Genomic DNA, 22,208 nt, shown 5'->3' with positions numbered 1-22,208 from the left:
TGCGGCCGTGCCGTTTCGGGCACGGCCGCACGAGGTGCCGCCATCGGGCGAAAAGTCCGGGTCAGTGGAACGAATCCCCACAGGCGCAGGAGCCGCCGGCGTTGGGGTTGTCGATTGTGAAGCCCTGCTTCGAAATGGTGTCCTCGAAGTCGATGCTGGCGCCACTGAGGTAAGGCACGCTCATCTTGTCCACGACAACTTCAACGCCGTCGTAGTCGCGGACGGCGTCGCCGTCGAGCAGGCGCTCATCGAAGTAGAGCTGGTAGATCAGGCCCGAACAGCCGCCCGGCTGGACAGCGACGCGGAGGCGCAGATCGGTCCGGCCTTCCTGCTCGAGCAGGCTGCGTACCTTGCCTGCGGCCACGTCAGTCAGCTTGACCTCGTGGGCGGCCAGTTCATCGCTGGCAGCGCTGGTGGTTTCGGTGCTGTTCTCATTGGTTGCGGTGCTCATTGGCCTACCTTCTTAGGACGGTCCCTGGCGGCCCCGCATCAGCGGCGCCTGCCCCTACGGAAACGGTATGGGCTATAGCTACATGCTACGTCGGTCAGACGTGTAGCTCTAACTCCTGACGTAACCATGGAAGCCGGATGGTTGTTCCCTGGGCGCGTCCCGCAACCTCGACGGCGGCACTGCTGTCCGCTGCCGCCGTCGAACGTTCAGTCCAGCCCGTCCGCATTCAGCCGGGCAAGGAGGAAAGCCTCCGCCACGATGGCGTTCCTGAAATCCCCAAGATGAAGGGATTCGTTGGCACTGTGCGCGCGCGAATCGGGGTCCTCGACGCCGGTGACGAGGATCTGCACGTCCGGGTACAGCTCCGTCAGGTCGGCGATGAACGGAATGGAACCGCCGATTCCCATTTCCACCGCGGGCACACCCCAGGCTTCCCCCAGCGCCCAGAGCGCCAGGGACGCGGCCTTGGATGAGGTGTCGGTCAGGAAGGAACTGCCACTCTCCCCCGGTGTGAAGACCACCTTCGCCCCGAACGGCGCGTTGGCCTCCACATGCCGCCGGACGGCGTCCATCGCTTCGGCGGGAACCTGCCCTGGCGCGAGCCGCAGGCTGAATTTCGCCCGGGCCCGCGGCAAAAGCGTGTTCGAGGCCACGTCCACGGCGGGAGCGTCGAAGCCGATAATCGACAGGGCCGGCTTGGTCCAGAGCCGCGAGGCGATGGTGCCGGAGCCCGCCAGCCGGACGCCGTCAAGCACCGAGGCATCCGCCCTGTATTCGGCCTCGGTGAGATCTACGGCCACATCGTCACGTGAAACCAGGCCCGGGATGGCGACGTTGCCTTCAGCGTCGTGCAACGTGGCGATCAGGCGGGCCAGCAACGTCGGGGCGTCCAGCACGGGACCGCCGAACATCCCGGAGTGCACAGCATGCTCGAGCACCTGCACCTCGATGGTTCCGTCGACCAGTCCTCGCAGGCTGGTGGTCAGTGCGGGGATGCCGACTTTCCAGTTGCTTGAGTCCGCCACGACGATCACGTCGGCGCGGAGCAGCTCACGGTGGGCTTCCAGGAAGGAGCGGAAGGTGGGTGATCCGGCTTCCTCCTCCCCTTCGAAGAAGAAGGTCACGCCCAGGCCGAAACTGTCGGCGAGGACTTCGGAAACGGCTGAGAAGGCGGCCACGTGGGCCATGATTCCTGCCTTGTCGTCGGCAGCGCCGCGGCCGTAGAGCCTTCCGTCCTTTTCGACGGCGGCAAAAGGCTCCGTCTCCCACAGGGCCGGGTCTCCCGGTGGCTGAACGTCGTGATGGGCGTACAGGAGGATGGTCGGCTTGCCTGCCGAGGCCTCGCGGCGGGCCACGACGGCGGGTCCGCCCGGTGTGCCGTCCTCTTTGTCGCACCGCAGGATCCGGACATCGTCCACGCCCGTCCGCCGCAGGAGTTCGGCCACGGCCTGTGCGCTGCGGTCAAGGGGTTCAGGGTCGAAGCTTGGCCAGGCGATGCCCGGGATGGACACCAGATCCTTGAGGTGGGCCACCGTGGCAGCAAAAGCACGGTCGATGGAACGCCGGAGTTCGTCGGCATTGATGGCGCCTGCAGGACTGCCGGAGTTGTGCGGGGTTGCCGCTGTAGGAGAAGTCATGGCAAAACACTACCTGCGCCGGAGACCGGCGTGGGCTGCACCACAACCGGGCGCCCGGACTCCGTTCGTCACGGGGCCGGAGGCGGCCCGCCGCAGGGTATTCTGTTGGGGTGTTCGGACGTAAAAAGGAAGCGCCCTCGGCGCAGGAAACGATAGACCAGCAGGCCGCGGAAGCAGCCGCCCGGCAGGACGCCGCGGCAGGCAAGGGTGTGCCCACCCCGAAGCGCAAAGCGCAGGAGGCGGCCCGCAGGCGCCCGCTGGTGCCGGAGGACCGCAAGGCTTCAAAGGCGGCTGAACGGCAGGCAATCCAGGACCAGCGCACGAAAATGCGGCAGGCCCTCGACACCGGGGACGAAAAATTCCTGCCGCTGCGGGACAAGGGCCCGCAGAAGCGCTTTGCCCGTGACTACGTCGACGCCCGTTTCAGCCTGGGCGAGTACCTGATGTTCGGCGCGCTGGTCTTTGTCATCATTTCGCTTGTGGTGCCGTCCACCAGCGAGCAGATGATTTATGTCCTGGGCGGTTTCTGGGTGATGTTCCTGGCCGTTTTTGTGGACGTGTTCATCCTGTCCCGCCAGCTCCGTAAGCGGCTGGCCGGGAAGTTCGGCGAGGTGGAGCGCGGTGTTGTCTGGTACGGCTCCATGCGTTCGCTGCAGTTCCGTAAACTGCGGTTGCCCAAGCCGCTCGTCAAACGCGGCGAATACCCCTCCTAACTTCCGGCCGGTGCACGCGCATCACGGCCCCCAGCTGCAGAAAACCCCGGCGGGTTCACCCGCCGGGGTTTTTGTTTTAGCGGACCGTCAGGACCGGCGGTTCTTCGCCAGCTGCCGGTTGATCCGGGCCGCCCAGAAGGGCCCCTCGTAGAGGAAGGCCGTGTAGCCCTGGACCAGGGTGGCCCCGGCATCGAGGCGGTCCTGGACGTCCCGGGCGTTTTCCACACCGCCGACGGCCACGAGGGTGAGTGCTCCCCCGGTGGCGTCCCGCAGCCGGCGGAGGACCTCCAGGGACCGCTGCTTCAGCGGCGCGCCGGACAGGCCGCCGGCGCCTGCTTTTTCAATGCTGTCGGGTGCCGAGCTGAGGCCGGAGCGCCCGATGGTGGTGTTGGTGGCAATAATGCCGTCCAGCCCGAGGTCCAGCGCCAGGCGGGCGACGTCGTCGATGTCCTCGTCGCTGAGGTCCGGGGCGATCTTGACCAGCAGGGGAACGTGGCGGCCCGCCGACCTGTCGGCTTCCTCCCCCACTGCGGCCAGCAGCGGGCGGAGGCTCTCGACGTCCTGCAGCAACCGAAGCCCGGGGGTGTTGGGCGAACTGACGTTGACCACCAGGTAGTCGGCGGCGGGAGCGAGGCTGCGGGCGCTGACGAGGTAATCCGCAATGGCGTCCTCCAGCTCCACGACTTTGCTTTTGCCGATGTTCACGCCGATGACGGGACGTACGCCGGGATGCCGGCGCTGCAGCGCGGCCCGCGCCGCCTTCAAGCGGGGCTCAACGGTGGCCGCGCCATCGTTGTTGAAGCCCATCCGGTTGATGACCGCCCGGTCTTCGATCAGCCTGAAAAGGCGGGGCTTGGGGTTGCCCGGCTGGGCCTGGCCCGTAATGGTCCCCACTTCCACGTGGCCGAAGCCCAGCTCGGTGAGCGCCTCGATGCCGTGGCCTTCCTTGTCAAAACCCGCTGCCAGGCCGAACGGCGAGGGGAAGGTCAGGCCGAAGGCCGTGGTCTGCAGCGACGGCGACGGGGCAGTGAACTTCTGCAGGATCCTGCCGGCACCGGAGGAATGCGCAAGCCTGATGCCCTTGAATCCGATCTTGTGGGCGCGTTCGGCGTCCATCCATGAAAAGGCCAGCTTAAAGAATGTGGGATATACGCGCATGCCTCTAGTTTTCCGTCTGGGGCGGCGCAGACCAAACCGGAACGGCAACATCCGCCACGACGTCCTCCTTGCAACCGCCGGCCACGCCGCTACTCATGGGTAGGAACGCGGACTAGCATTCATTCATGGACTGGCACCCCGACATCCTTGGTGACGGCTTCGAAGCCTGCAGCTTCGAGGCGGCCGGTGAGGACGGCGTGGCGCGGACCGCGACCCTCGTCAGGTACCGCCCGGCCGCCGGTCAGGCTCCCAAGGCTTCGGGCCGCCGTCGTGCTGTGCTCTTCCTGCACGGATGGAGCGACTACTTCTTCAACGTGGACCTCGCCCGGTTCTGGGCAGACCGCGGCTACGACTTCCATGCCCTGGACATGCACAACCACGGACGGAGCCTTCGCCCGGACGCGCCCGGCGGCTACGTCGGGGACCTGGCGGACTACGACGCAGAGATCAGCAAGGCAATAGGCGTCATCGGCAGCGGCGAGCCGCAGCCGGAACTCACGCTGATGGGGCACTCCACCGGCGGCCTGGTCGCAGCGCTGTGGGTAGCCAACCACCCCGGAGCGGCCTCGCAGCTGATCCTGAACAGCCCCTGGCTGGAAATGCACGGCAACTCCCTGGTGCGGCGGGCCGCGTCAACCATGGTGGCGCCGATGGCGCGGTTCCGGCCCGAGGCCATCCTGCGATTGCCGGAGCGGGGCTTCTACTGGCGCACCATCAGCAGTTCGGCTGAAGGCGAGTGGCCCCTGGACGACCGATACCGGCCGCCCATGGCCTTCCCGCTGCGTGCCGGCTGGCTGAGCGCCATCCTGGCCGGCCACGCGAAGGTGGCGCGCGGACTGGGAATCGGGATCCCCATCCTTGTCCTGCTCTCCCAGGGAAGTGCGAACGGGCCTTTCTGGACCGAAGAGATGCGGCGGACGGACGCCGTGCTTGACGTGAACATCATTGCCCTCCGTGCATTGACGCTGGGGCGCACCGTCACAGTAGAGCGTATCGACGGAGCACTTCATGACGTCTTTCTTTCACCGCCCAAGGTGCGCGCTGATGCCTACGCACGCCTGGCCCGCTGGTTGCGCGGCTACGCGGGTGAGGGCGACGCCGCATCAACCGCGCCGCCGTAACGCCGGTCCCGCTGGGCGTAGATTTCGACGGCGTCCCACAGGGTCCGCCGGTCAACGTCCGGCCACAGCGTGTCCATAAAGACAAACTCGGCATAGGCCGACTGCCACAGCAGGAAGTTGGACAGCCGCTGCTCCCCCGAACTCCGCAGGAACAGGTCTACGTCCGGCAGGTCCGGCTCGTCCAGGTATTTCTGGATGGTCTTTTCCGTGATGGCCCCGGGCCTGAGCCGGCCGGCGGCCACCTCAGCGGCGATCGAGGACACGGCGTCCGTGATCTCCGCGCGGCCGCCGTAGTTAACACACATGTTCAGCGTGCACGTGCTGTTGCCCGCCGTGTACTCCTCGGCTTCCTCCAGTTCGCGGATGACCGAGCCCCACAGCTTGGGCCGGCGACCCGACCAGCGGACCCGCACACCCCAGGCGTCCAACTGGTTGCGCTGCCGTCGTAGCACATCCTTGTTAAATCCCATCAGGAACCGGACCTCCTCGGGTGAGCGGCGCCAGTTCTCGGTGGAGAATGCGTAAACGCTCACGTACTCGATGCCCAGTTCGATCGCACCAGCCATGACGTCCAGCAGAGCCGGCTCGCCGGCCTTGTGCCCCTCAATCCTGGGCAGTCCCCGCTGGTTGGCCCACCGGCCGTTGCCATCCATCACGATGGCTACGTGCCGGGGAATGAACTCGGCGGGAATGGACGGCGCCACGGCACCGGACGGGTGCGGGTAAGGCGCCTCCACCGGGGTGGTCCGCTTTCGGGACGGGCTGTTCTTTTTTCCCAAAGCCACAGTCAGGTACGCTCCACATGTTTGAGTGATTTCACGACACGTTCCAGGTGCCATTGCAGGTAGGCAGCCACCAGTCCGGCAGCTTCCCGGCGGTGGACGGGCAACGACCCGTCCGCCGCCGGCCAGTTCCCGGTCAGCAGGGCACTGAGCAGCACAACTGTTTCCGCTGCCGGGGCGGGAGAACCCGGCGGGCGGCAGTCGTTGCAGACCATCCCGCCCAGGGGTGCCGAGAATGCCGTGTGCGGTCCGGGCCTGCTGCAGCGGGCACAGTCCGTGAAGCTGGGCGCCCAACCGCCGGTGGCCAGCGCCCGCAGCAGGTAGGAATCGAGGATCAGGCCGGCGGAATGCTCATCCCGACTCAGCGACGCCAGCGCGCCAACGAGAAGGTTGTACTGGGCGGTCCCGGCTTCGCCGTCGACATCGGTGAGTTTTTCCGCCGTTTCAGTCATGGCTGCGGCCACGGTGTAGCGGCCGTAGTCGGCAGCGATGTTCCCGCCGTAGGCCCCCTTGGCGACCGCCTGGGTGACGATGTCCAGGGTCCGGCCTGACACAAGCTGGAGGTCGGCCACCATAAACGGTTCGAGCCTCGCGCCGAAACGGCTGCTGGTCCGGCGCACGCCCTTGGCCACGGCCCGGACCTGCCCGTGGTGCTTGGTCAGCAGCGTGATGATGCGGTCCGCCTCGCCCAGCTTATGCGTGCGGAGCACCACGGCGTCGTCCCGGTAGGACCGGGCAGCGAAGGATTGTTGGACCACGCTTAATCTTCCCATTGTCTGGCGGAATGCCGCCCATTGGGACGGGCAGGCGTTGCGCGCCGGGGGTGCCGGCGCGCAACGCGACCGGATCAGGCGCGGGCATCCCTGATGGCGCGGTTGACGGCGGAGATGACTGCCTTGAGCGAGGACATGCTGGTGTTGGCATCGATCCCGACGCCCCACAGCACGCGCTCCCCGACGGCGCATTCGACGTAGGCCGCGGCCATGGCGTTGCCGCCTTCGGAGAGGGCGTGCTCGCTGTAGTCCAGGACCCTGACATCCACGCCGTCCTGGCCGAGGATGTCCAGCAGTGCGGCAATCGGGCCGTTACCGGTTCCGGTCCGGTTCACCTGGCTGCCGTCGATGCCGAGGGATGCGTGCAGCGTCATGCCGCCGTTCTCGTCCGTTTCGGTGCGGACGGTTCCCAGGGAATAACGGCCCCACTGCCCGTCGGACTCGCTCGCGGGCAGGTACTCGTCCTGGAAAACCTGCCAGAGCTGGGAGCCGCTGACTTCGCCACCCACGGTGTCGGTGCGCTTCTGGATCACACCGGAGAATTCGATCTGGGCGCGGCGCGGCAGGTCCAGGCTGTGCTCGTTCTTGAGCAGGTAAGCCACGCCGCCCTTGCCGGACTGGGAGTTCACCCTGATGACGGCTTCGTAGCTGCGGCCCAGGTCCTTGGGATCCACGGGCAGGTACGGGACCTGCCAGGTGAAGTCGGCGACGTCCTTGCCGGCAGCGGCGGCATCCCGTTCCAGCGCCTCGAAGCCCTTCTTGATAGCGTCCTGGTGCGAGCCGGAGAAGGCTGTGAACACCAGGTCCCCGCCGTACGGTGAACGCTCCGCCACGGGCAGCTGGTTGCAGTATTCAACCGTGCGGCGGACGTCGTCGATATCGGAGAAGTCGATCATCGGGTCGATGCCCTGGACGAAGAGGTTCAGGCCCAAGGTCACCAGGTCAACGTTTCCGGTCCGCTCGCCGTTGCCGAAGAGGCAGCCTTCGATCCTGTCAGCGCCGGCCATGTAGCCCAGCTCGGCCGCCGCGACGCCGGTGCCGCGGTCGTTGTGCGGGTGCAGGGAGAGGATGATGCCCTCACGGGGGTGCAGGTTCCGGCTCATCCACTCGATGGAGTCGGCGTAGACGTTCGGGGTGGCCATTTCCACCGTGGCAGGCAGGTTGATGATGACCTGGCTGTCCGCAGAAGCTTCGAAGACGTCTGCAACCGCGTTGCACACGCGGACCGCGTACTCCAGTTCGGTTCCGGTGAAGGACTCCGGAGAGTACTCATACGTGACGTGCGTATCGACGAGGGTTTCCTCGTACTTCTTGCACAACCGGGCGCCCTGGAGTGCGATGTCCAGGATTCCGTCCTCATCCTGGTTGAACACCACGCGGCGCTGCAGCACGGATGTGGAGTTGTACAGGTGGACGATGGCCTGCTTGGCGCCAACCAGGGACTCGTAGGTCCGCTCGATCAGGTGTTCGCGGGCCTGCGTCAGCACCTGGATGGTGACGTCGTCCGGAATGTGGTTGCCTTCGATCAGCTGGCGGACGAAGTCGAAGTCGGTCTGGGAAGCGGAGGGGAACCCGACCTCGATCTCCTTGTAGCCCATGCGGACCAGCAGGTCGAACATCTTCATTTTGCGGGCGGGGCTCATCGGGTCAATCAGGGCCTGGTTGCCGTCGCGCAGGTCCACGGCGCACCAGCGCGGGGCCTTGGTGATGATCTTGTCCGGCCAGGTGCGGTCCGGAACCTCAACGGTGATCTGCTCGTGGAACGGGCGGTACCGGTGGGCGGGCATTCCTGAGGGCTTCTGTGCGTTTCGCATTACTATCGGGGCCTTTTCTGTGGTTCTTATCTGAAAGGTGGCCGGGCAACACAAACTCCGCGACGAGGGTGGGCCTTGCGCTAGATCGCGTCTGAGGCCTCGCCGCGGCAGCTAAGAAGGAGGAGCTCTGCGCGCACCATTTGAGGGTAGCACGCGTGCGTAAGATGAGAGGGCACCACCGTCCTTGTCGTCCAGCATGCAGACCCCGCGCCGGTGCCGGCACCGGCGCGGACCGTCACACGAAGGAGCTTACGTGCCCATCTCGGGGATCGATCTGTCCAATATTGACCACAGCGTCCGGCCGCAGGATGACCTGTACCAGCACGTGAACGGGTCCTGGCTCAAGGCCACCGAAATTCCGGATGACCGCCCGCTCGAGGGAACTTTCACCGCGCTGCGGGACGGAGCGGAAATCGCAGTCCGCGACATCATCGAGGAGGCTGCCGGCAAGGGCGAAACAGCCAGCGGCATCGAGCGGAAAGTGGGCGACCTCTACAACAGCTTCATGGACGAGGCCACCGTGGAGGCCAAGGGCATGGATCCCATCCGCGACCGGCTGGCCGACGTGTTCGCCACCGGCACCGCTGCCGAGCTCGTAGCCTTGGCCGGACGGCTTTTCCGGGCCGATGTCTCGGGACTCTTCTACATCTATCCCGCGCCTGACGCCGGGAACCCGGACCGCATCCTGCTGTACACAGGCCAGGGCGGCCTTGGACTGCCGGATGAGTCGTACTACCGAGAGGAGAAGTTCGCTCCGATGGTCACGGCGTACGGGGATCACGTGCGCGCCATGTTTACCCTCGCCGGCGTCGGGAATCCCGAGGAAGCCTCGGCCCGGGTGGTGGGCCTGGAAACCCGGCTGGCCTCACACCACTGGGACAACGTCACCCTGCGGGACCCGCAAAAGACCTACAACCTCAAGACCGCCGACGAAGCTGCCGCGCTGTTCCCCCTGCTCGGAACATGGTTCGACGCAGCAGGCATCGATGCTGGCAAGCGGCAGGAAATTGTCGTCAGCACACCGGACTTCTTCAGCGGCGCCAGCGGGCTCCTCGAATCTGAGCCCCTCGGCACGTGGCAGGAATGGCTTGCCATGCGGGTTATCGGCGCCGCCGCGCCATACCTGTCCCAGGCATTCGTGGACGCAAACTTCGCGTTCTACGGAACCACCATCAGCGGCACACCGCGGAACAAGGACCGCTGGAAGCGCGGGGTCGGCGTCGTCGAAGCAGCCCTCGGTGAAGCCGTAGGACAGATCTACGTCTCACGGCACTTCCCCGAAACGCACAAGGCACGCATGCAGTCCCTGGTGTCCAACCTCATCGAGGCGTACCGCCAAAGCATCACCGGCCTTGACTGGATGGGCGAGGACACCAAGGCCGAAGCACTGCGCAAGTTGGCCGCATTCCGGGCCAAGATCGGCTACCCGGACAAATGGATTGACTACTCCGCCGTGGAAATCGACCCCAAGGACCTCCTGGGGAACGTAGAGCGGGCGCACAATGCCGACGTCGACCGCCACCTCGACGAGGTAGGCAAGCCCGTGGACCTCAACAAGTGGCTCATGACCCCGCAGACGGTCAACGCCTACTACCACCCCATGCTGAATGAGATCGTTTTCCCGGCAGCCATCCTGCAGCCGCCGTTCTTTACCGCCGACGCGGATGACGCGGTCAATTACGGTGGCATCGGAGCCGTCATCGGCCACGAGATCGGCCATGGTTTTGACGACCAGGGGTCCCAGTTCGACGGCGGCGGCGCGCTGCGGAACTGGTGGACCGAAGAGGACCGGAAAGCGTTCGAGGAACTGACAGCCAAGCTCGTGGCCCAGTACGACGCACTGTCCCCCTATGCGGCGCCCGGCCACAACGTCAACGGCCGCCTGACCCTTGGCGAAAACATCGGCGACCTGGGCGGCCTGACCATTGCCTACAAGGCCTACCTGATCAGCCTCGACGGCAAGGAGCCGGAAGTTCTTGACGGGCTGACGGGGCAGCAGCGCTTCTTCGCGTCATGGGCGGCCGGCTGGCGCCAGGTCATCAGGTCCGAGGAAGCCATCCGCAGGCTGGCCACGGATCCGCACTCCCCCAACGAGTTCCGGACCAACGCGATCGCCAAAAACCTGGATGCCTTCCACGAAGCGTTCGGCGTGACCGAACAGGACGGCATGTGGATGCCGCGCGAGGACCGCGTCAGCATCTGGTAAACCGGGGCGAAAGGGCGGGCCGCCACGAACGTGCCGGCCCGCCCTTTCGCTTGAACGCGGGTAACCCGTTCAGCCCGCGACGATGAGCTCCGGGTTCGCCTGCTGGCAGACGGCGTCACCCGCAGTCTGGTTAACGATGTCCCCAGGGAGGGCAGCCGCTCCGTACGTGGCACCGCTGGTGAAGTCGGTGCCGAGGTAAACCTGGACGCCGACCACCGCCGGGGCGGGCAGCATCTGTGCCGCGGGAATTCCCAGTAGGGCAGCCACATCCGCGGCCACATCCGCGAACTCGGATCCGTAGTAGACCACGGACTGTGCCACGGGCTGGGCTTCCAGCCGGCCGGTCTGGGTGAAGCCGCCGGACACCAGCGCCTGGATAATCTCCTGCGCCCGCCCGGGAACGCCCGTGCCGTTCGCCACGGTCACTGGCTGGAGTGCCTTGTCGTAGGGAGGTGCAGGCGGAACAGTTTCGGTCGGCGTTGCGGTGGGGGCAGGGGTTGCCGTATCAGAGGGCGACGGCGTGGTGGGGGCCGTGGGGTCGGTGAGGTCCACGTCCTTGCGGAGCGCCGAAAACAGCTGGGCGCCCGCAGGTTCGGCGATTTCCAGCCGGTTCGGATCCTGCACGGCAGGCGTGGTGGGAACGGCTACGAAGGCAACCTTGCTGATGTCGATGTTTTTGAGCCGGTTGCCGATCGTGAGCAGGGACGGCACCGAGGCCAGCCCTTCGTCCACGGTGAGATTCTGCGTGACAGTGTCAGCGATCCGTAGCATCTTGCCGGGATCGGACAGGGTGCCTTCGTCCTTGATCTTGCGGGTCAGGGAGGAGAGGAAACCCTGCTGGGCCTTTATTCGCCCCAGGTCGCCGCCGTCTGCGAAAGCGTGCCGGGTCCGCAGGAAGGCAAGGGCCATTTCGCCCTGCACGGCGGACGTCCCCTTCGGGAGGCGGAGGCGTGAGTCAGGATCGTAAACGGCGTCGCTGATGCATACCTCAACACCACCGACGGTGTTGGACAGCTCCTTGACGGCGTTGAAGTCGGCCATCATGAAGTGGTCCACTTCGAGGCCGGTGAGTTTGTTGACGGTGTCCACCGCGCACCCGATGCCGGCCTGGGCCATCGCCTCGTTGATCATGACTCCGCTGCGGGCGGGGTAGACCTGGTTTGTTTTCTGGTCCTTGCACTGGGGAATGTCCACCAGCAGGTCCCGGGGGAAGCTAATGACATTGACGCGCTTGTTGTCGGCTGAAATGTCCATCAGCATCATCACGTCGGACTGCCCGTAGCCGCTGGAGAGATCAGCCGCGCCGTACTCGGAGTTCTTGCCGTCCCTGGTATCGGAGCCGAGGATAAGGATCTGCATCCGGTCGTTGGCGTCGCTCACAGGGTTGGAGTTGCCATCCCCTGCGGTCAGCGGCGCCTTGGAGATGTTGGACTGAAGCCGGAAGTACCAGTACCCGGCGAAGGCAAGGCCGCCCACCACCACAACGGTGACGACTGCTGTGGCCACTTTCAGCCACACCGGCATCCGGCGCTGCGATCCCAGGTGGCGGGCTGCACCCACCCCGGCGTCTTTCGCGTGGCGGGAAACTGGTCCTGATCCGGCTGACAGGTCAGCTCCGTACTCGCGCTCGTCGCGGCCTCGAACCACAGGGTGTACCTTCCTCTAAAATCTGAATCCGGCCCATTTTAGTAGTCCAGGCTGGGAAAAAGCCGGGTGCCCCGGCCAGGGGCACCCGCTGGGATGTTCTCAGAAGCCTAGCTTGACCAGCTGTTTGGGGTCCCGTTGCCAGTCCTTGGCCACCTTCACGTGAAGGTCCAGGTAGATACGGGCGCCGAGCAGCGCCTCGATTCCCTTGCGCGCGTTGGTACCCACCTCGCGGAGCCTGGCCCCGCCCTTGCCAATGATGATGGCCTTCTGGGACGGCCGCTCCACATAGAGGTTTACCCGGACGTCCAGGAACGGCCGGTCCTCGGGGCGGCCTTCACGGGGCACGATTTCGTCCACGACAACGGCCAGGGAATGCGGCAGTTCGTCGCGCACGCCTTCCAGGGCAGCTTCCCGGATGAGTTCGGCGATCATGACGGCTTCGGGCTCGTCCGTCAGGTGCCCGTCCGGGTAGAGGGGCGGGGACGCCGGCATGTGGCTGATCAGGACGTCGGCGACGATGCCCACCTGGAAGCCGTCGGTGGCGGACACCGGGACGATGTCCTTCCAGCCGTCCTCACCGAGGACCTCCCGGCCGAGGGCGTCGACGGCGAGGAGCTGCTCGGTGAGGCCTTGCTGGTCCACCGTGTCGGACTTCGTGACGATCGCGATGACCGGCTTGTTGCCGATGGCGGCGAGCTGGGCAGCGATAAATTTGTCACCCGGGCCGATTTTCTCGTTGGCCGGCAGGCAGAAGCCGATGGCGTCAACCTCGGCGAGGGTGTCAGCGACGAGGTCGTTGAGGCGTTTTCCCAGCAGCGTGCGGGGGCGGTGCAGACCGGGAGTGTCCACCAGGATCAGCTGGGCGTCGTCCCGGTGGACGATCCCGCGGATGGTGTGGCGGGTGGTCTGCGGCTTGGCCGAGGTGATGGCCACTTTCTGGCCCACCAGGGCGTTGGTCAGGGTGGACTTGCCGGCGTTGGGACGTCCCACCAGCACGGCAAAGCCGGCGCGGAAGCCGCCGAAGTCTTCTTTGGCGGCATCCTTGTTGCCTGGGTGGTTATTTTTCTTGCTCACGTGGAACTCCCTGCTGGGTTGTTTCCGCCTCGTCGAGGAGGTCTTCAAGGTCAGTGTCTACTTTTGGTACGGCTGCCGCAACGATGTGGCTGACACGGTTGCGGCGGCCTTCAAGGCGTTCGGCGCGCAGCGCTATGCCGCCCACCTCCACGGTGCTCCCGACAATTGGTACCCGGCCAAGGGCCTTTGCCAGCAGCCCTCCCACGGTGTCGACTTCGTCGTCGTCGAGTTCGATGTCAAAAAGTTCGCCAAGGTCATCAATGCTCATACGGGAACTGACCCGGTAGGAGCCGTCCTCCAGCGCTACGGCCTCGGCGCTTTCAGTGTCGTATTCGTCCACGATCTCCCCGACGATCTCCTCGATGAGATCCTCCAGTGTGACCAGGCCGGCCGTGCCGCCGTATTCGTCAATCACGATGGCTACGTGCGTTGATTCCTTCTGGAGTTCCCGGAGGAGGTCGCTGACCGGCTTGGATTCCGGAACGTAGCGCACCTCACGGGCCAGTGATTCGACGGGCGGCGGCTCTTCGTCGGGCCCCAGTTCGTGAAGCGTGGCGGCAACGTCCTTGAGGTAGACGATGCCCAGGATCTGGTCCGTGTTGTCCTGTATTACCGGAATCCGGGAATAGCCGGACCGCAGGAACAGGGACATGGCACGCCTGAGGCTGGATCCGGCGTCGATGCTGAGGATGTCTGTCCGGGGCACCATGACGGCGCGCACCAAGGTGTCGCCGAAGTCGAAGACGGACTGGATCATCTCCGCCTCGGTGTCCTCGATCATGTCCGATTCACTGGCCCGGTCCACAAGTTCGCGGAATTCCTGTTCGCTGAAGAATGCCTCATCGCCTCCCGGCGCACCCGGCGCGGCGGCACTGCCGAGCGCCACCAGCCACGCAGGGATGGGTCCCAGGACCCAGGTGAGGAAACGGATGAGGGGCGCCGTGAACCTCACCACCGCTGCCGAGTGGAGCCGGCCGAGCTGACGCGGCGAGACACCGACGATGACGAATCCGAGCAGGGCCATAATCCCGGTGGCTGCCAGCCCGGCGAGCCAAACGTTGTCCAGAAGGCTGTGCAGCAGGACGGCAACTGCCACCGCGGATGCCATCTCGAACCAGATCCGCCAGAACCTCAGTGCGCGGATGTGGGCCACCGGGTGCGCCATGATGCTCCTCATGGCGTTCCCGCGGCTCCTGAGGAGAGCCTCTTCGGCGTCGTGCCGCGGAAGAAAATTGAAGGCAGCCTCGGCCGCGGTCAGGACGGCGGCAATGCTGAGGAACGCCAGGGCCATGCCAACAAGGAGCAGGGGCGTCACTGCGTTGTCTCGGCGGGTGCTTCTTTGCCGGTGAAGCCGGACAGCAGTTCGCGCTGGAGCCCGAACATCTCAGCCTTTTCTTCGGGCTCGGCGTGGTCGTATCCGAGAAGGTGGAGGATTCCGTGCGTTGTCAGCAGGAGCATCTCGTCCTGGAGGGAGTGCCCCGCATTTTTCGCCTGCACTTTGGCCACCTGCGGGCAGACGGCGATGTCACCCAGCATTCCCTGCGGGGTGGGCCGGTCCGGCGTGCCGGGGGTCAGCTCATCCATGGGTACCGAGAGGACATCCGTGGACCCTGGCTCGTCCATCAGTTCGATGTGGAGCTTCTCCATCGCCGGTTCATCCACCAGGAGAATGGACAGTTCGGCCTGCGGGTGGATGTACAGCTGGCCAAAAATATACCGCGACAGCGCCACGAGCTCTGCCTCGTCCACCTGGACACCGGATTCGTTGTTCACTTCGATGCTCATGCGCGCTCCCCCTGCTTTTCACGGCCTACCGAATGCTTGACCCTGTTCCGCTGGACGTCGTCCCAGACGCTGTAGGCCTGGACGATGTCCCCGACGAGGCGGTGGCGTACGACGTCGGTGGCGTCCAGGACCGAGAAGTTGATGTCCTCGATGCCGCGCAGGATTTCCTCCACGATGCGCAGCCCGGAGCGGGTCCCGAACGGGAGGTCCACCTGGGTGACGTCGCCGGTGACCACCATTTTGGAACCAAAACCGAGCCTGGTGAGGAACATCTTCATCTGTTCGGGCGTGGTGTTCTGTGCTTCGTCGAGAATGATGAAGGCGTCGTTGAGGGTACGGCCGCGCATGTACGCAAGCGGAGCCACTTCGATGGTGCCGGCGGCCATGAGCCGCGGGATGGATTCCGGATCCATCATGTCGTGGAGGGCATCGTAGAGCGGCCTGAGGTAGGGGTCGATCTTGTCGCTGAGCGTGCCAGGCAGGAACCCGAGCCGCTCGCCGGCTTCAACAGCAGGCCGGGTCAGGATGATGCGGCTGACTTCCTTCTGCTGAAGCGCCTGTACCGCCTTGGCCATGGCCAGGTACGTCTTGCCTGTGCCTGCGGGGCCGATGCCGAAAATCACCGTGTTGGCGTCGATGGCGTCCACGTAGTTTTTCTGGTTCAGCGTTTTGGGCCGGATGGTCCTGCCACGGCTGGAAAGGATGTCGTGGGTCAGGACATCAACCGGGTTCTGCAGGGACTGGCTCCTCAGCAGGGCCACGAGTTGCTGCAGCACGGCGGGGCTGATCACTGTGCCGCGGGCGACCAGGCCCCGGACCTCCTGCAGCAGCCGCATGATCCTGGGGACATCGGCGGCAGGTCCGCTGATGGACAGTTCATTGCCGCGCACATGGAAATTGACGGCCGGGAACTGCTCTTCGATGAAACGGAGGGCCTCATCATGGCTGCCGAGCGACTGGACCATCTGATCGGAGTTGTCAAAAACGACCACCTCCGTCCGGATGCCGGGAAGGGTGTGGGGAAATTCTCCTGCGGTGCGCTCAGTATTCAGCCGGCGCTTTCCGTTCGCTGATTCAGTCATGGTGCTGGCCCGCAGGCCTGTGGTCCCCTCCAGTTCAAATTCGGTATTCCGTGGACCGCCCGGGCGTGTTGCCACACCCGCCGGAGGTCTCCGGGTTCATACCATCTTACGCCAGCGCAGGGCCAGAGGCGGCTGAGGCGAGGGCTTCACAGCGGCTCTGCGCGGCCCGCCGGCGGTATCGGAACGGCCCCCGGGGCCGGGAAGTTGCCGTCATTAGGTATCAACTTCGTATCGGCCTCATATCGTTCCCGTTGCAGTTGCACCGGCCGGCCGGGTTCGGCCCTCAGGGCCAGTTTCCTTGTGCGATGCTGGAAATCAAGGCCGTCCGGGGACCGGCTCCATGATCACAGCCAGGAAGGACAGTGCCATCACAGTGCCGGGACCAGTAACGCCCCTTGCCGTGGGACCTGCCCTGCGGCGCATCCGCTCCACCGCTTTGCTGGGCCTCCTGCCCGCTGTCCTGGTCCTCTCCGGCTGCATTGCGGATCCCGGGCCGGAGCCCACGCTGGCGCAGAATTCAAGCCAGGCGGCGGAAAACACCCCGCCGGGGGCGCCGTCCACCAGCGCACCGCTGGAAACCACGCAGTCATCCAACAAGGCGCCCGTCTACTGGATCGGCCGCAGCAACAACAACGCATTCCTTTACCGCGAGTTCAGGGATGTGCCCGAACAGGAAAACCCGGTGACCAGGGCACTGCGGGCCATGATGTCGGACAAGCCCCTCGACCCGGATTTCTTCACGCCGTGGCAGAACCCCAAGAAGCTGGCCACGTCCATCTCCGGCAAGAACGTCATCACCGTTGACGTCTCCGCGGACGCCTTCAACAGCAACCTCGACGCCGACATGGCCGGCCGCGCCATCCAGCAGCTGGTGTACACGGCCACGGCAGCCGGGGCGAGTTCAGGCCTCATCGATTCCGGCCAGCAGATCCAGGTGATGGTTCTGGTGGACGGGCACACCGACTACCTTGCGTTCAACCACGTGCGCCTTGGCACCCTGATGTCCCGCAGCGCCGGAATGGTGGCTCCGGTATGGATCATCGATCCGCAGGAGGACGTGGAAGTCGCCGATGGCAGTGTCAAGATCACCGGGCGCAACACGGTCCCCGGCGGCAAGCTGCGCTGGCGGATCCTGCGCGAGGAGGAGAACGGCGATAAGACGCCCTTCCTGACGGGTGAGACCACCGCCGCGGTGGAGGCCGCCCAATCCGGCGTGTTTACCCTCGCCTTGACGCTCACCCCCGGCGACTACGAGCTTCGCGTCGCACAGGCGGACCCCTCAGGCAGCGATCAGGAGCTGAACGTTGATACGCGCAGCTTCAACGTCCGCTAGTAGCCAAACACTCATCCCGCAGGTGCGGCCCAGCGACCCAACACGTCGCTGGCAAGCACCACCGCGGCGGGACCGGCGGTGGACGATCTCAGCACGTGGTGCCCAAGGAGCGCCGTTACCGCGCCGGCACTGCACAGCCTGGTCACCTCACGCGGACTGATCCCGCCCTCCGGTCCCACAATGAGCAGGATTTCGCGGGGCACGCTGCCGTCCGCCGTTGCCTGCCAGGACTCCAGAACGGAGCGGAACGGCCGGACGGCGTGCTCGTGCAGGATGATGGCGAGGTCGGCCTCGGCGGCTGCTGCAGCCAGCCCGGCGGTTTCGACGGCGGCCCGCACCTCCGGGATCCAGGCGCGCCGTGCCTGCTTGGCGGCAGCGTTGGCCACTGACTGCCATTTGGCGTGTGCCTTCGCTGCCCGCTCGCCCTTCCACCGTACGATGGACCGCTCGGACTGCCACGGGATGACGGCGTCGATTCCCAGCTCGGTGGCGGTTTCCACGGCGAGCTCGTCCCGGTCGCCCTTGGCCAGCGCCTGCACCAGGACCAGACGGATGCCAGGTTTTTCTTCGGCCGTCAGCGCGGAGCACTCAACTGTCAGTTCGGACGGTGATGCGGCCACCACCGTTCCGGTCAGCCGTTTGCCGGCGCCGTCCGCGATGTCCACGGACTCGCCGGGGGCAAGCCGTTTGACCGCCACGGCGTGCCGGGCCTCGGGCCCCTGCAGGACAAATTGGGCGCCGGGGACCAGGTGGTCCAGCGTCCCGGCAGCGCTGAAGAAAACCGGATTGCTCACCGCTACAGGTTACCGAGCCGGTCCCGGAGCTTGGCGAAGACGCCGCCGCTGGCGGCAAGTTTGCCCTCCGTGAACTGTTCGCCGCGCAGCTTCGCCAACTGCCGCAGCAGGTCTTCCTGTGCCGAATCGAGCTTGGCCGGCGTCTCCACCTGGAGGTGCACCTTGAGGTCGCCGCGGCCGTAGCCGCGAAGGTGGGTCACACCCAGGCCACGCAACGTGATGATCTCGCCTGACTGGGTACCCGACTTGACGTCGATTTCCTGCAACCCGTCGAACGTCTCCAGGGACACTTCCGTGCCCAGCGCCGCTGCGGTCATCGGGATGTTCAGTGTGGCATGCAGGTCGTCGCCGTCACGCACATAGGTGGCGTCGTTGTTGACCCGGATCTCAACGTAAAGATCGCCGGCGGGGCCCCCTGCCGGGCCTGCCTCGCCCTGGCCTGAAAGCTGGATCCGGGTTCCGGTGGCAACGCCGGCGGGGACCTTGATGGTCATCGAACGCCGGCTGCGGATCCGGCCCTGCCCGCTGCATTCGTTGCAGGGGTCCTTGATCACGGTGCCGAAACCTTCGCAGCTACCGCACGGCGCCGCCGTCATGACCTGGCCCAGGATGGACCGCACCGCCCGCTGGACCTGTCCGCTGCCGCCGCAGATGTCGCAGCGTTCCGGGTGGCTGCCCTCCCGGCAGCAGGAGCCGTTACAGGTGGGGCAGACGACGGCGGTGTCCACTTCGAGTTTCTTGTTGACCCCGAAGACGGCGTCGCGGAGTTCGATCCTGACGCTGATGAGGGCATCCTGCCCGCGCCGGACGCGCGACGCCGGACCGGCGGATCCTCCGGCGCCGAAGAAGGTGTCAAAGATGTCCTGGAAGGCGAAGCCCTGCCCGGCGTAACCGCCGCCGCCGAAGCCATTGTCAGTGCCGTTTTCGTTGCCGGTGGTGTCATAGACCCTGCGCTTCTGCGGGTCGGAAAGCACCTCGTAGGCGTGGGTCACGGCCTTGAAGCGGTCCGAAGCGTCCTCACCGGGGTTGACATCCGGGTGAAGCGTGCGGGCCAGCTTGCGGTAGGCCTTCTTGATCTCTTCCCCGGTGGCTTCCGGTGAGACTCCAAGGACGTCGTAGTGGCTGCTCAAAGTTCGTATCTCTTCCTGTTTGTCCTGCTGCAGTCGGACTGCTTGCACTGCTCTTCTTGCCTGGGGCCCGGCCAGGTGCGGTCAGGGGCCCAGAATCCTTGACAGGTAGCGGGCCACGGCCCTGACTGCCGCCATGGTGGTGGGGTAATCCATCCGGGTGGGGCCGAGTACCCCGATCTTGGCCGTGCTGTCCGGGCCGTACGCCGTGGCGACCACCGATGCTTCGGCGAGCCCGTCGTATGGGTTTTCGCGCCCGATGCTGACCGTCACGCCGCGGGGATCCTGCGCCATCTCGCTGAGCAGGCGCAGCATGACCACCTGTTCCTCAAGTGCTTCAAGCACCGGGCCGATACTGAGCGGGAAGTCAACGTTGGACCTGGCGAGGTTGGCGGTGCCGGCCATGACCATGCGGTCTTCGCGGCTGTTGTGGGCAAGGACCTCAAGGCCGTGGGCCAGGGCCTGCGCCGCCGGCCGCTGCCCCGGGCCAATCCCGGAAACCACCGCGGGCAGCGACTGGGTCAGCTGGCTGAGCGGGGTTCCGGCGAGCGAGCCGAGGAACCTGCCCCGGATGCCGGCGAGGGCGTCGTCGCCCAGGTCCTGCCCGACGTCGACCACTTTTTGCTCCACCTTGCCGGTGTTGGCGATGAGGACAACAAGGACCTGGCGGGGGGCCAGGAGCACAAACTCGATGTGGCGGATCGTGGCGCGGCTCAGGTGCGGGTACTGGACCACTGCCACCTGGTTGGTCAGCTGTGACAGCAGCCGGACGGTGCGCTCCAGGACGTCGTCGAGATCATCCGAGCCTTCGAGGAGCGTCTGGATGGCGCGGCGTTCAGCCTGTGACAGCGGTTTCATTGCAGAGATCTGGTCCACAAACAGCCGGTAGCCCTTGTCCGTGGGGATGCGGCCGGCGCTGGTATGCGGCGCTGTGATGAGGCCGTCATCCTCCAGTGCCGCCATATCGTTGCGGATGGTGGCGCTGGACACGCCCAGATGGTGGCGTTCAACCAGCGCCTTGGACCCCACCGGTTCGCGGGAGTGCACGTAGTCCTCCACGATGGCACGCAGGACTTCAAGTTTGCGCGGCTCGCTCACACTCCACCTCCATCCAGGATCACGGGCACCGGGTTTGCCCCCGCCGGGCGCACCGGCCGCGGCTTAGCACTCGACATGCCTAAGTGCTAACAGTCTAATATGACTCACCCCGTTGTTAGCATTGGTACCGCTCCGGGCGAAATTCCGGGCCAGGACCTAGGCAAGGCGGAACACATCCATGCAATACCAGAACTGGGGCCCCCAGGAGATCGCCGCTCCCGTCCGGAGCCAGCTCCCGGAAGTGCCGGTGGAGCGGGGCATGGTCCTGGAGGATGTCCAGTCAGGCTGGGTGGGGGCCGTGACGAGGGTCGAAAAATCCGGCGGCATGCATGTCGTGGCGTTGGAGGACCGGCGCGGCAAATCGCGTTCCTTCCGGCTTGGCTACGGCTTCCTCCTCGAAGGGCAGCCCATCCGGCTCATGCCGCCGGCACCCCGGCAGGCCACCGCCCCGGCCGGCCGGACGGCCTCCGGTTCGGTCCGTGTCGCCGGGCAGCGGGCACAGGTGGCGAAGGCCAGCCGGATCTGGGTGGAGGGCAAGCACGACGCCGAACTGGTGGAAAAGGTCTGGGGAGACGACCTTCGGGTGGAGGGCATCGTCGTCGAGCCCTTGCACGGCATTGATGATCTGGCCGCCGCCGTGGCGGACTTCTCCCCGGGTCCCGGCCGCAGGCTCGGCGTGCTTGTTGACCACCTGGTGCCGGACTCCAAGGAGTCCCGGATCGCGGACGCCGTGATGGCCTCCCCGGGGGCAGCGGGCAATGTCCTCATCGTTGGCCATCCCTATGTCGACGTGTGGCAGGCCATCCGGCCTAACGTGCTGGGAATTGAAAGCTGGCCCGTCATCCCCCGTGGCCAGGACTGGAAGACAGGCATCCTGGCGGCGTTCGGCTGGCCCCACTCCACTAAGGAAGACATCGGCCTGGGCTGGCAAAAACTGCTGGGCGCGGTCCGCAGCTACGCAGACCTGGAAGCCTCGCTGCTGGGCAGGGTGGAAGAAGTCATCGACTTCCTGACCGTTCCCTAGCAGTATTCTTGGTACTGCAGGTGCCGCTGCACTTGGGCCCGGCACCCTGTAAGTTTGAATGTTCTACATCAGCGCACCATTGCATTTTCGAAGGAAGACACACCGTGGCAGAAAACGCACGCGAACACAGGGACAACCAGGGCGGCCAGGGCCGCTCCGAGTACCATGGCGTTCCGGCAAACGCGCTGCCCCTGACGGCCAGTGAAGACCGGCAGTGGGCTACGCTGGCTCACTTCGGCGGCATTCTCGGGTGCGTTCCGTCGCTGCTGATCTACCTCATCTTCCGGGACCGCGGGCCGTTTACCGCCCAGGAATCCAAGGAAGCGCTGAACTTCAGCCTGCCTCCCACCATCGCGGCCGTGGTGGCCAACCTGCTGGTATTCATCCCCGTGATCGGCAACATCTTCGCCGTCATTGCCACGCTGATCTGGATCGCGCTGACGTGCTATTCCGTTGCTGCCGGCATCCACGTGAACCGCGGCCAGCCGCACCGCTACCAGTACAACCTGCGCTGGATCAAGTAACCGCACTCAAAAGCAACGCGGGGTCACTTCTGTCCCAATCCGGCAGGGATATTGGGCGGGAAGTG

20 protein-coding genes are annotated in these 22,208 nt (G+C 65.6%); 6 read left to right on the top strand and 14 right to left on the bottom strand.

The annotated features are described in order from the left end of the window. Positions 1-61 precede the first annotated feature (61 nt). Positions 62-451 carry an iron-sulfur cluster assembly accessory protein gene (locus tag J2X42_RS07605; protein WP_066291471.1) on the bottom strand — a complete coding sequence of 130 codons (390 nt, stop codon included), beginning with the start codon at positions 449-451 and terminating at the stop codon, positions 62-64. Between the two features lie 206 nt (positions 452-657). After that, positions 658-2,088, bottom strand: coding sequence for a dipeptidase (locus J2X42_RS07600; RefSeq protein ID WP_310163820.1), 1,431 nt, complete (start codon positions 2,086-2,088; stop codon positions 658-660). Between the two features lie 110 nt (positions 2,089-2,198). Here J2X42_RS07600 and J2X42_RS07595 point away from each other — a divergent pair, with 110 nt between their 5' ends. After that, a complete protein-coding gene (locus tag J2X42_RS07595) occupies positions 2,199-2,801 on the top strand; it encodes a DUF3043 domain-containing protein (protein ID WP_310163819.1) in 603 nt (200 codons plus the stop codon). 87 nt (positions 2,802-2,888) lie between these two features. Here J2X42_RS07595 and J2X42_RS07590 read toward each other — a convergent pair whose 3' ends face one another. Beyond that, positions 2,889-3,959: a quinone-dependent dihydroorotate dehydrogenase gene (locus tag J2X42_RS07590; protein ID WP_310163817.1), complete on the bottom strand. Its 1,071-nt coding sequence runs from the start codon at positions 3,957-3,959 to the stop codon at positions 2,889-2,891. 125 nt (positions 3,960-4,084) lie between these two features. Here J2X42_RS07590 and J2X42_RS07585 point away from each other — a divergent pair, with 125 nt between their 5' ends. Next, on the top strand, positions 4,085-5,080 hold the full coding sequence (locus tag J2X42_RS07585; protein WP_310163815.1) for an alpha/beta hydrolase: 996 nt from the start codon (positions 4,085-4,087) through the stop codon (positions 5,078-5,080). Here J2X42_RS07585 and J2X42_RS07580 read toward each other — a convergent pair. From J2X42_RS07580 to leuA, 3 genes are all read right to left on the bottom strand, one after another. Continuing rightward, on the bottom strand, positions 5,038-5,865 hold the full coding sequence (locus J2X42_RS07580) for an isoprenyl transferase (RefSeq protein ID WP_310163814.1): 828 nt from the start codon (positions 5,863-5,865) through the stop codon (positions 5,038-5,040). The genes J2X42_RS07585 and J2X42_RS07580 overlap by 43 nt on opposite strands. Before the next feature lie 2 nt (positions 5,866-5,867). Continuing rightward, positions 5,868-6,620 (bottom strand): DNA repair protein RecO, encoded by a 753-nt coding sequence (recO, locus tag J2X42_RS07575; protein WP_310163812.1) that lies wholly within the window; start codon positions 6,618-6,620, stop codon positions 5,868-5,870. A gap of 89 nt (positions 6,621-6,709) precedes the next feature. Next, positions 6,710-8,449 (bottom strand): 2-isopropylmalate synthase, encoded by a 1,740-nt coding sequence (gene leuA / locus J2X42_RS07570; protein WP_310163811.1) that lies wholly within the window; start codon positions 8,447-8,449, stop codon positions 6,710-6,712. Between the two features lie 253 nt (positions 8,450-8,702). Between leuA and J2X42_RS07565 the strand changes: the two genes are divergently transcribed. Next, complete coding sequence (locus J2X42_RS07565; protein ID WP_310163809.1) at positions 8,703-10,655, top strand: M13-type metalloendopeptidase; 1,953 nt, start codon at positions 8,703-8,705, stop codon at positions 10,653-10,655. Positions 10,656-10,724: 69 nt separating this feature from the next. Here J2X42_RS07565 and J2X42_RS07560 read toward each other — a convergent pair whose 3' ends face one another. The 5 genes from J2X42_RS07560 to J2X42_RS07540 all read right to left on the bottom strand — a co-directional run bounded on the left by J2X42_RS07560 (position 10,725) and on the right by J2X42_RS07540 (position 16,243). Further along, positions 10,725-12,179, bottom strand: coding sequence for an LCP family protein (locus tag J2X42_RS07560; RefSeq protein WP_310164299.1), 1,455 nt, complete (start codon positions 12,177-12,179; stop codon positions 10,725-10,727). 222 nt (positions 12,180-12,401) lie between these two features. After that, on the bottom strand, positions 12,402-13,376 hold the full coding sequence (era, locus tag J2X42_RS07555; protein WP_310163808.1) for a GTPase Era: 975 nt from the start codon (positions 13,374-13,376) through the stop codon (positions 12,402-12,404). Beyond that, complete coding sequence (locus J2X42_RS07550; RefSeq protein ID WP_310163807.1) at positions 13,360-14,691, bottom strand: hemolysin family protein; 1,332 nt, start codon at positions 14,689-14,691, stop codon at positions 13,360-13,362. The genes era and J2X42_RS07550 overlap by 17 nt, the downstream gene beginning before the upstream one ends. Beyond that, entirely contained in the window at positions 14,688-15,161 is a 474-nt protein-coding gene (ybeY, locus tag J2X42_RS07545; RefSeq protein ID WP_310163806.1) for an rRNA maturation RNase YbeY, read from the bottom strand. Before ybeY ends, J2X42_RS07550 begins: the two co-directional genes overlap by 4 nt. After that, entirely contained in the window at positions 15,158-16,243 is a 1,086-nt protein-coding gene (locus tag J2X42_RS07540) for a PhoH family protein (RefSeq protein ID WP_310163803.1), read from the bottom strand. Before J2X42_RS07540 ends, ybeY begins: the two co-directional genes overlap by 4 nt. Positions 16,244-16,583: 340 nt before the next feature. On the opposite strand from J2X42_RS07540, the gene J2X42_RS07535 reads away from it, so the two are divergent. Beyond that, positions 16,584-17,576, top strand: coding sequence for a GerMN domain-containing protein (locus J2X42_RS07535; protein WP_396134039.1), 993 nt, complete (start codon positions 16,584-16,586; stop codon positions 17,574-17,576). Between the two features lie 11 nt (positions 17,577-17,587). Here J2X42_RS07535 and J2X42_RS07530 read toward each other — a convergent pair whose 3' ends face one another. The 3 genes from J2X42_RS07530 to hrcA all read right to left on the bottom strand — a co-directional run bounded on the left by J2X42_RS07530 (position 17,588) and on the right by hrcA (position 20,595). After that, positions 17,588-18,370: a 16S rRNA (uracil(1498)-N(3))-methyltransferase gene (locus J2X42_RS07530; RefSeq protein ID WP_310163801.1), complete on the bottom strand. Its 783-nt coding sequence runs from the start codon at positions 18,368-18,370 to the stop codon at positions 17,588-17,590. A 2-nt stretch (positions 18,371-18,372) separates the two neighbouring features. After that, complete coding sequence (dnaJ, locus tag J2X42_RS07525) at positions 18,373-19,500, bottom strand: molecular chaperone DnaJ (protein ID WP_131133055.1); 1,128 nt, start codon at positions 19,498-19,500, stop codon at positions 18,373-18,375. An 81-nt stretch (positions 19,501-19,581) separates the two neighbouring features. Beyond that, complete coding sequence (gene hrcA / locus J2X42_RS07520; protein ID WP_310163799.1) at positions 19,582-20,595, bottom strand: heat-inducible transcriptional repressor HrcA; 1,014 nt, start codon at positions 20,593-20,595, stop codon at positions 19,582-19,584. A 178-nt stretch (positions 20,596-20,773) separates the two neighbouring features. On the opposite strand from hrcA, the gene J2X42_RS07515 reads away from it, so the two are divergent. Continuing rightward, positions 20,774-21,619, top strand: a complete 846-nt coding sequence (locus J2X42_RS07515) for a DUF3097 domain-containing protein (protein WP_310163796.1) — start codon at positions 20,774-20,776, stop codon at positions 21,617-21,619. 104 nt (positions 21,620-21,723) lie between these two features. Next, entirely contained in the window at positions 21,724-22,143 is a 420-nt protein-coding gene (locus J2X42_RS07510) for a DUF4870 domain-containing protein (protein ID WP_131133058.1), read from the top strand. Positions 22,144-22,208 lie beyond the last annotated feature (65 nt).

Origin of the sequence: Arthrobacter sp. BE255 (assembly GCF_031457335.1) — a bacterium.
In the GTDB taxonomy this organism is placed as follows: domain Bacteria; phylum Actinomycetota; class Actinomycetes; order Actinomycetales; family Micrococcaceae; genus Arthrobacter.
Note: the sequence above shows the minus strand (reverse complement) of the source record. Positions and strands in the feature narration are given on the sequence as shown.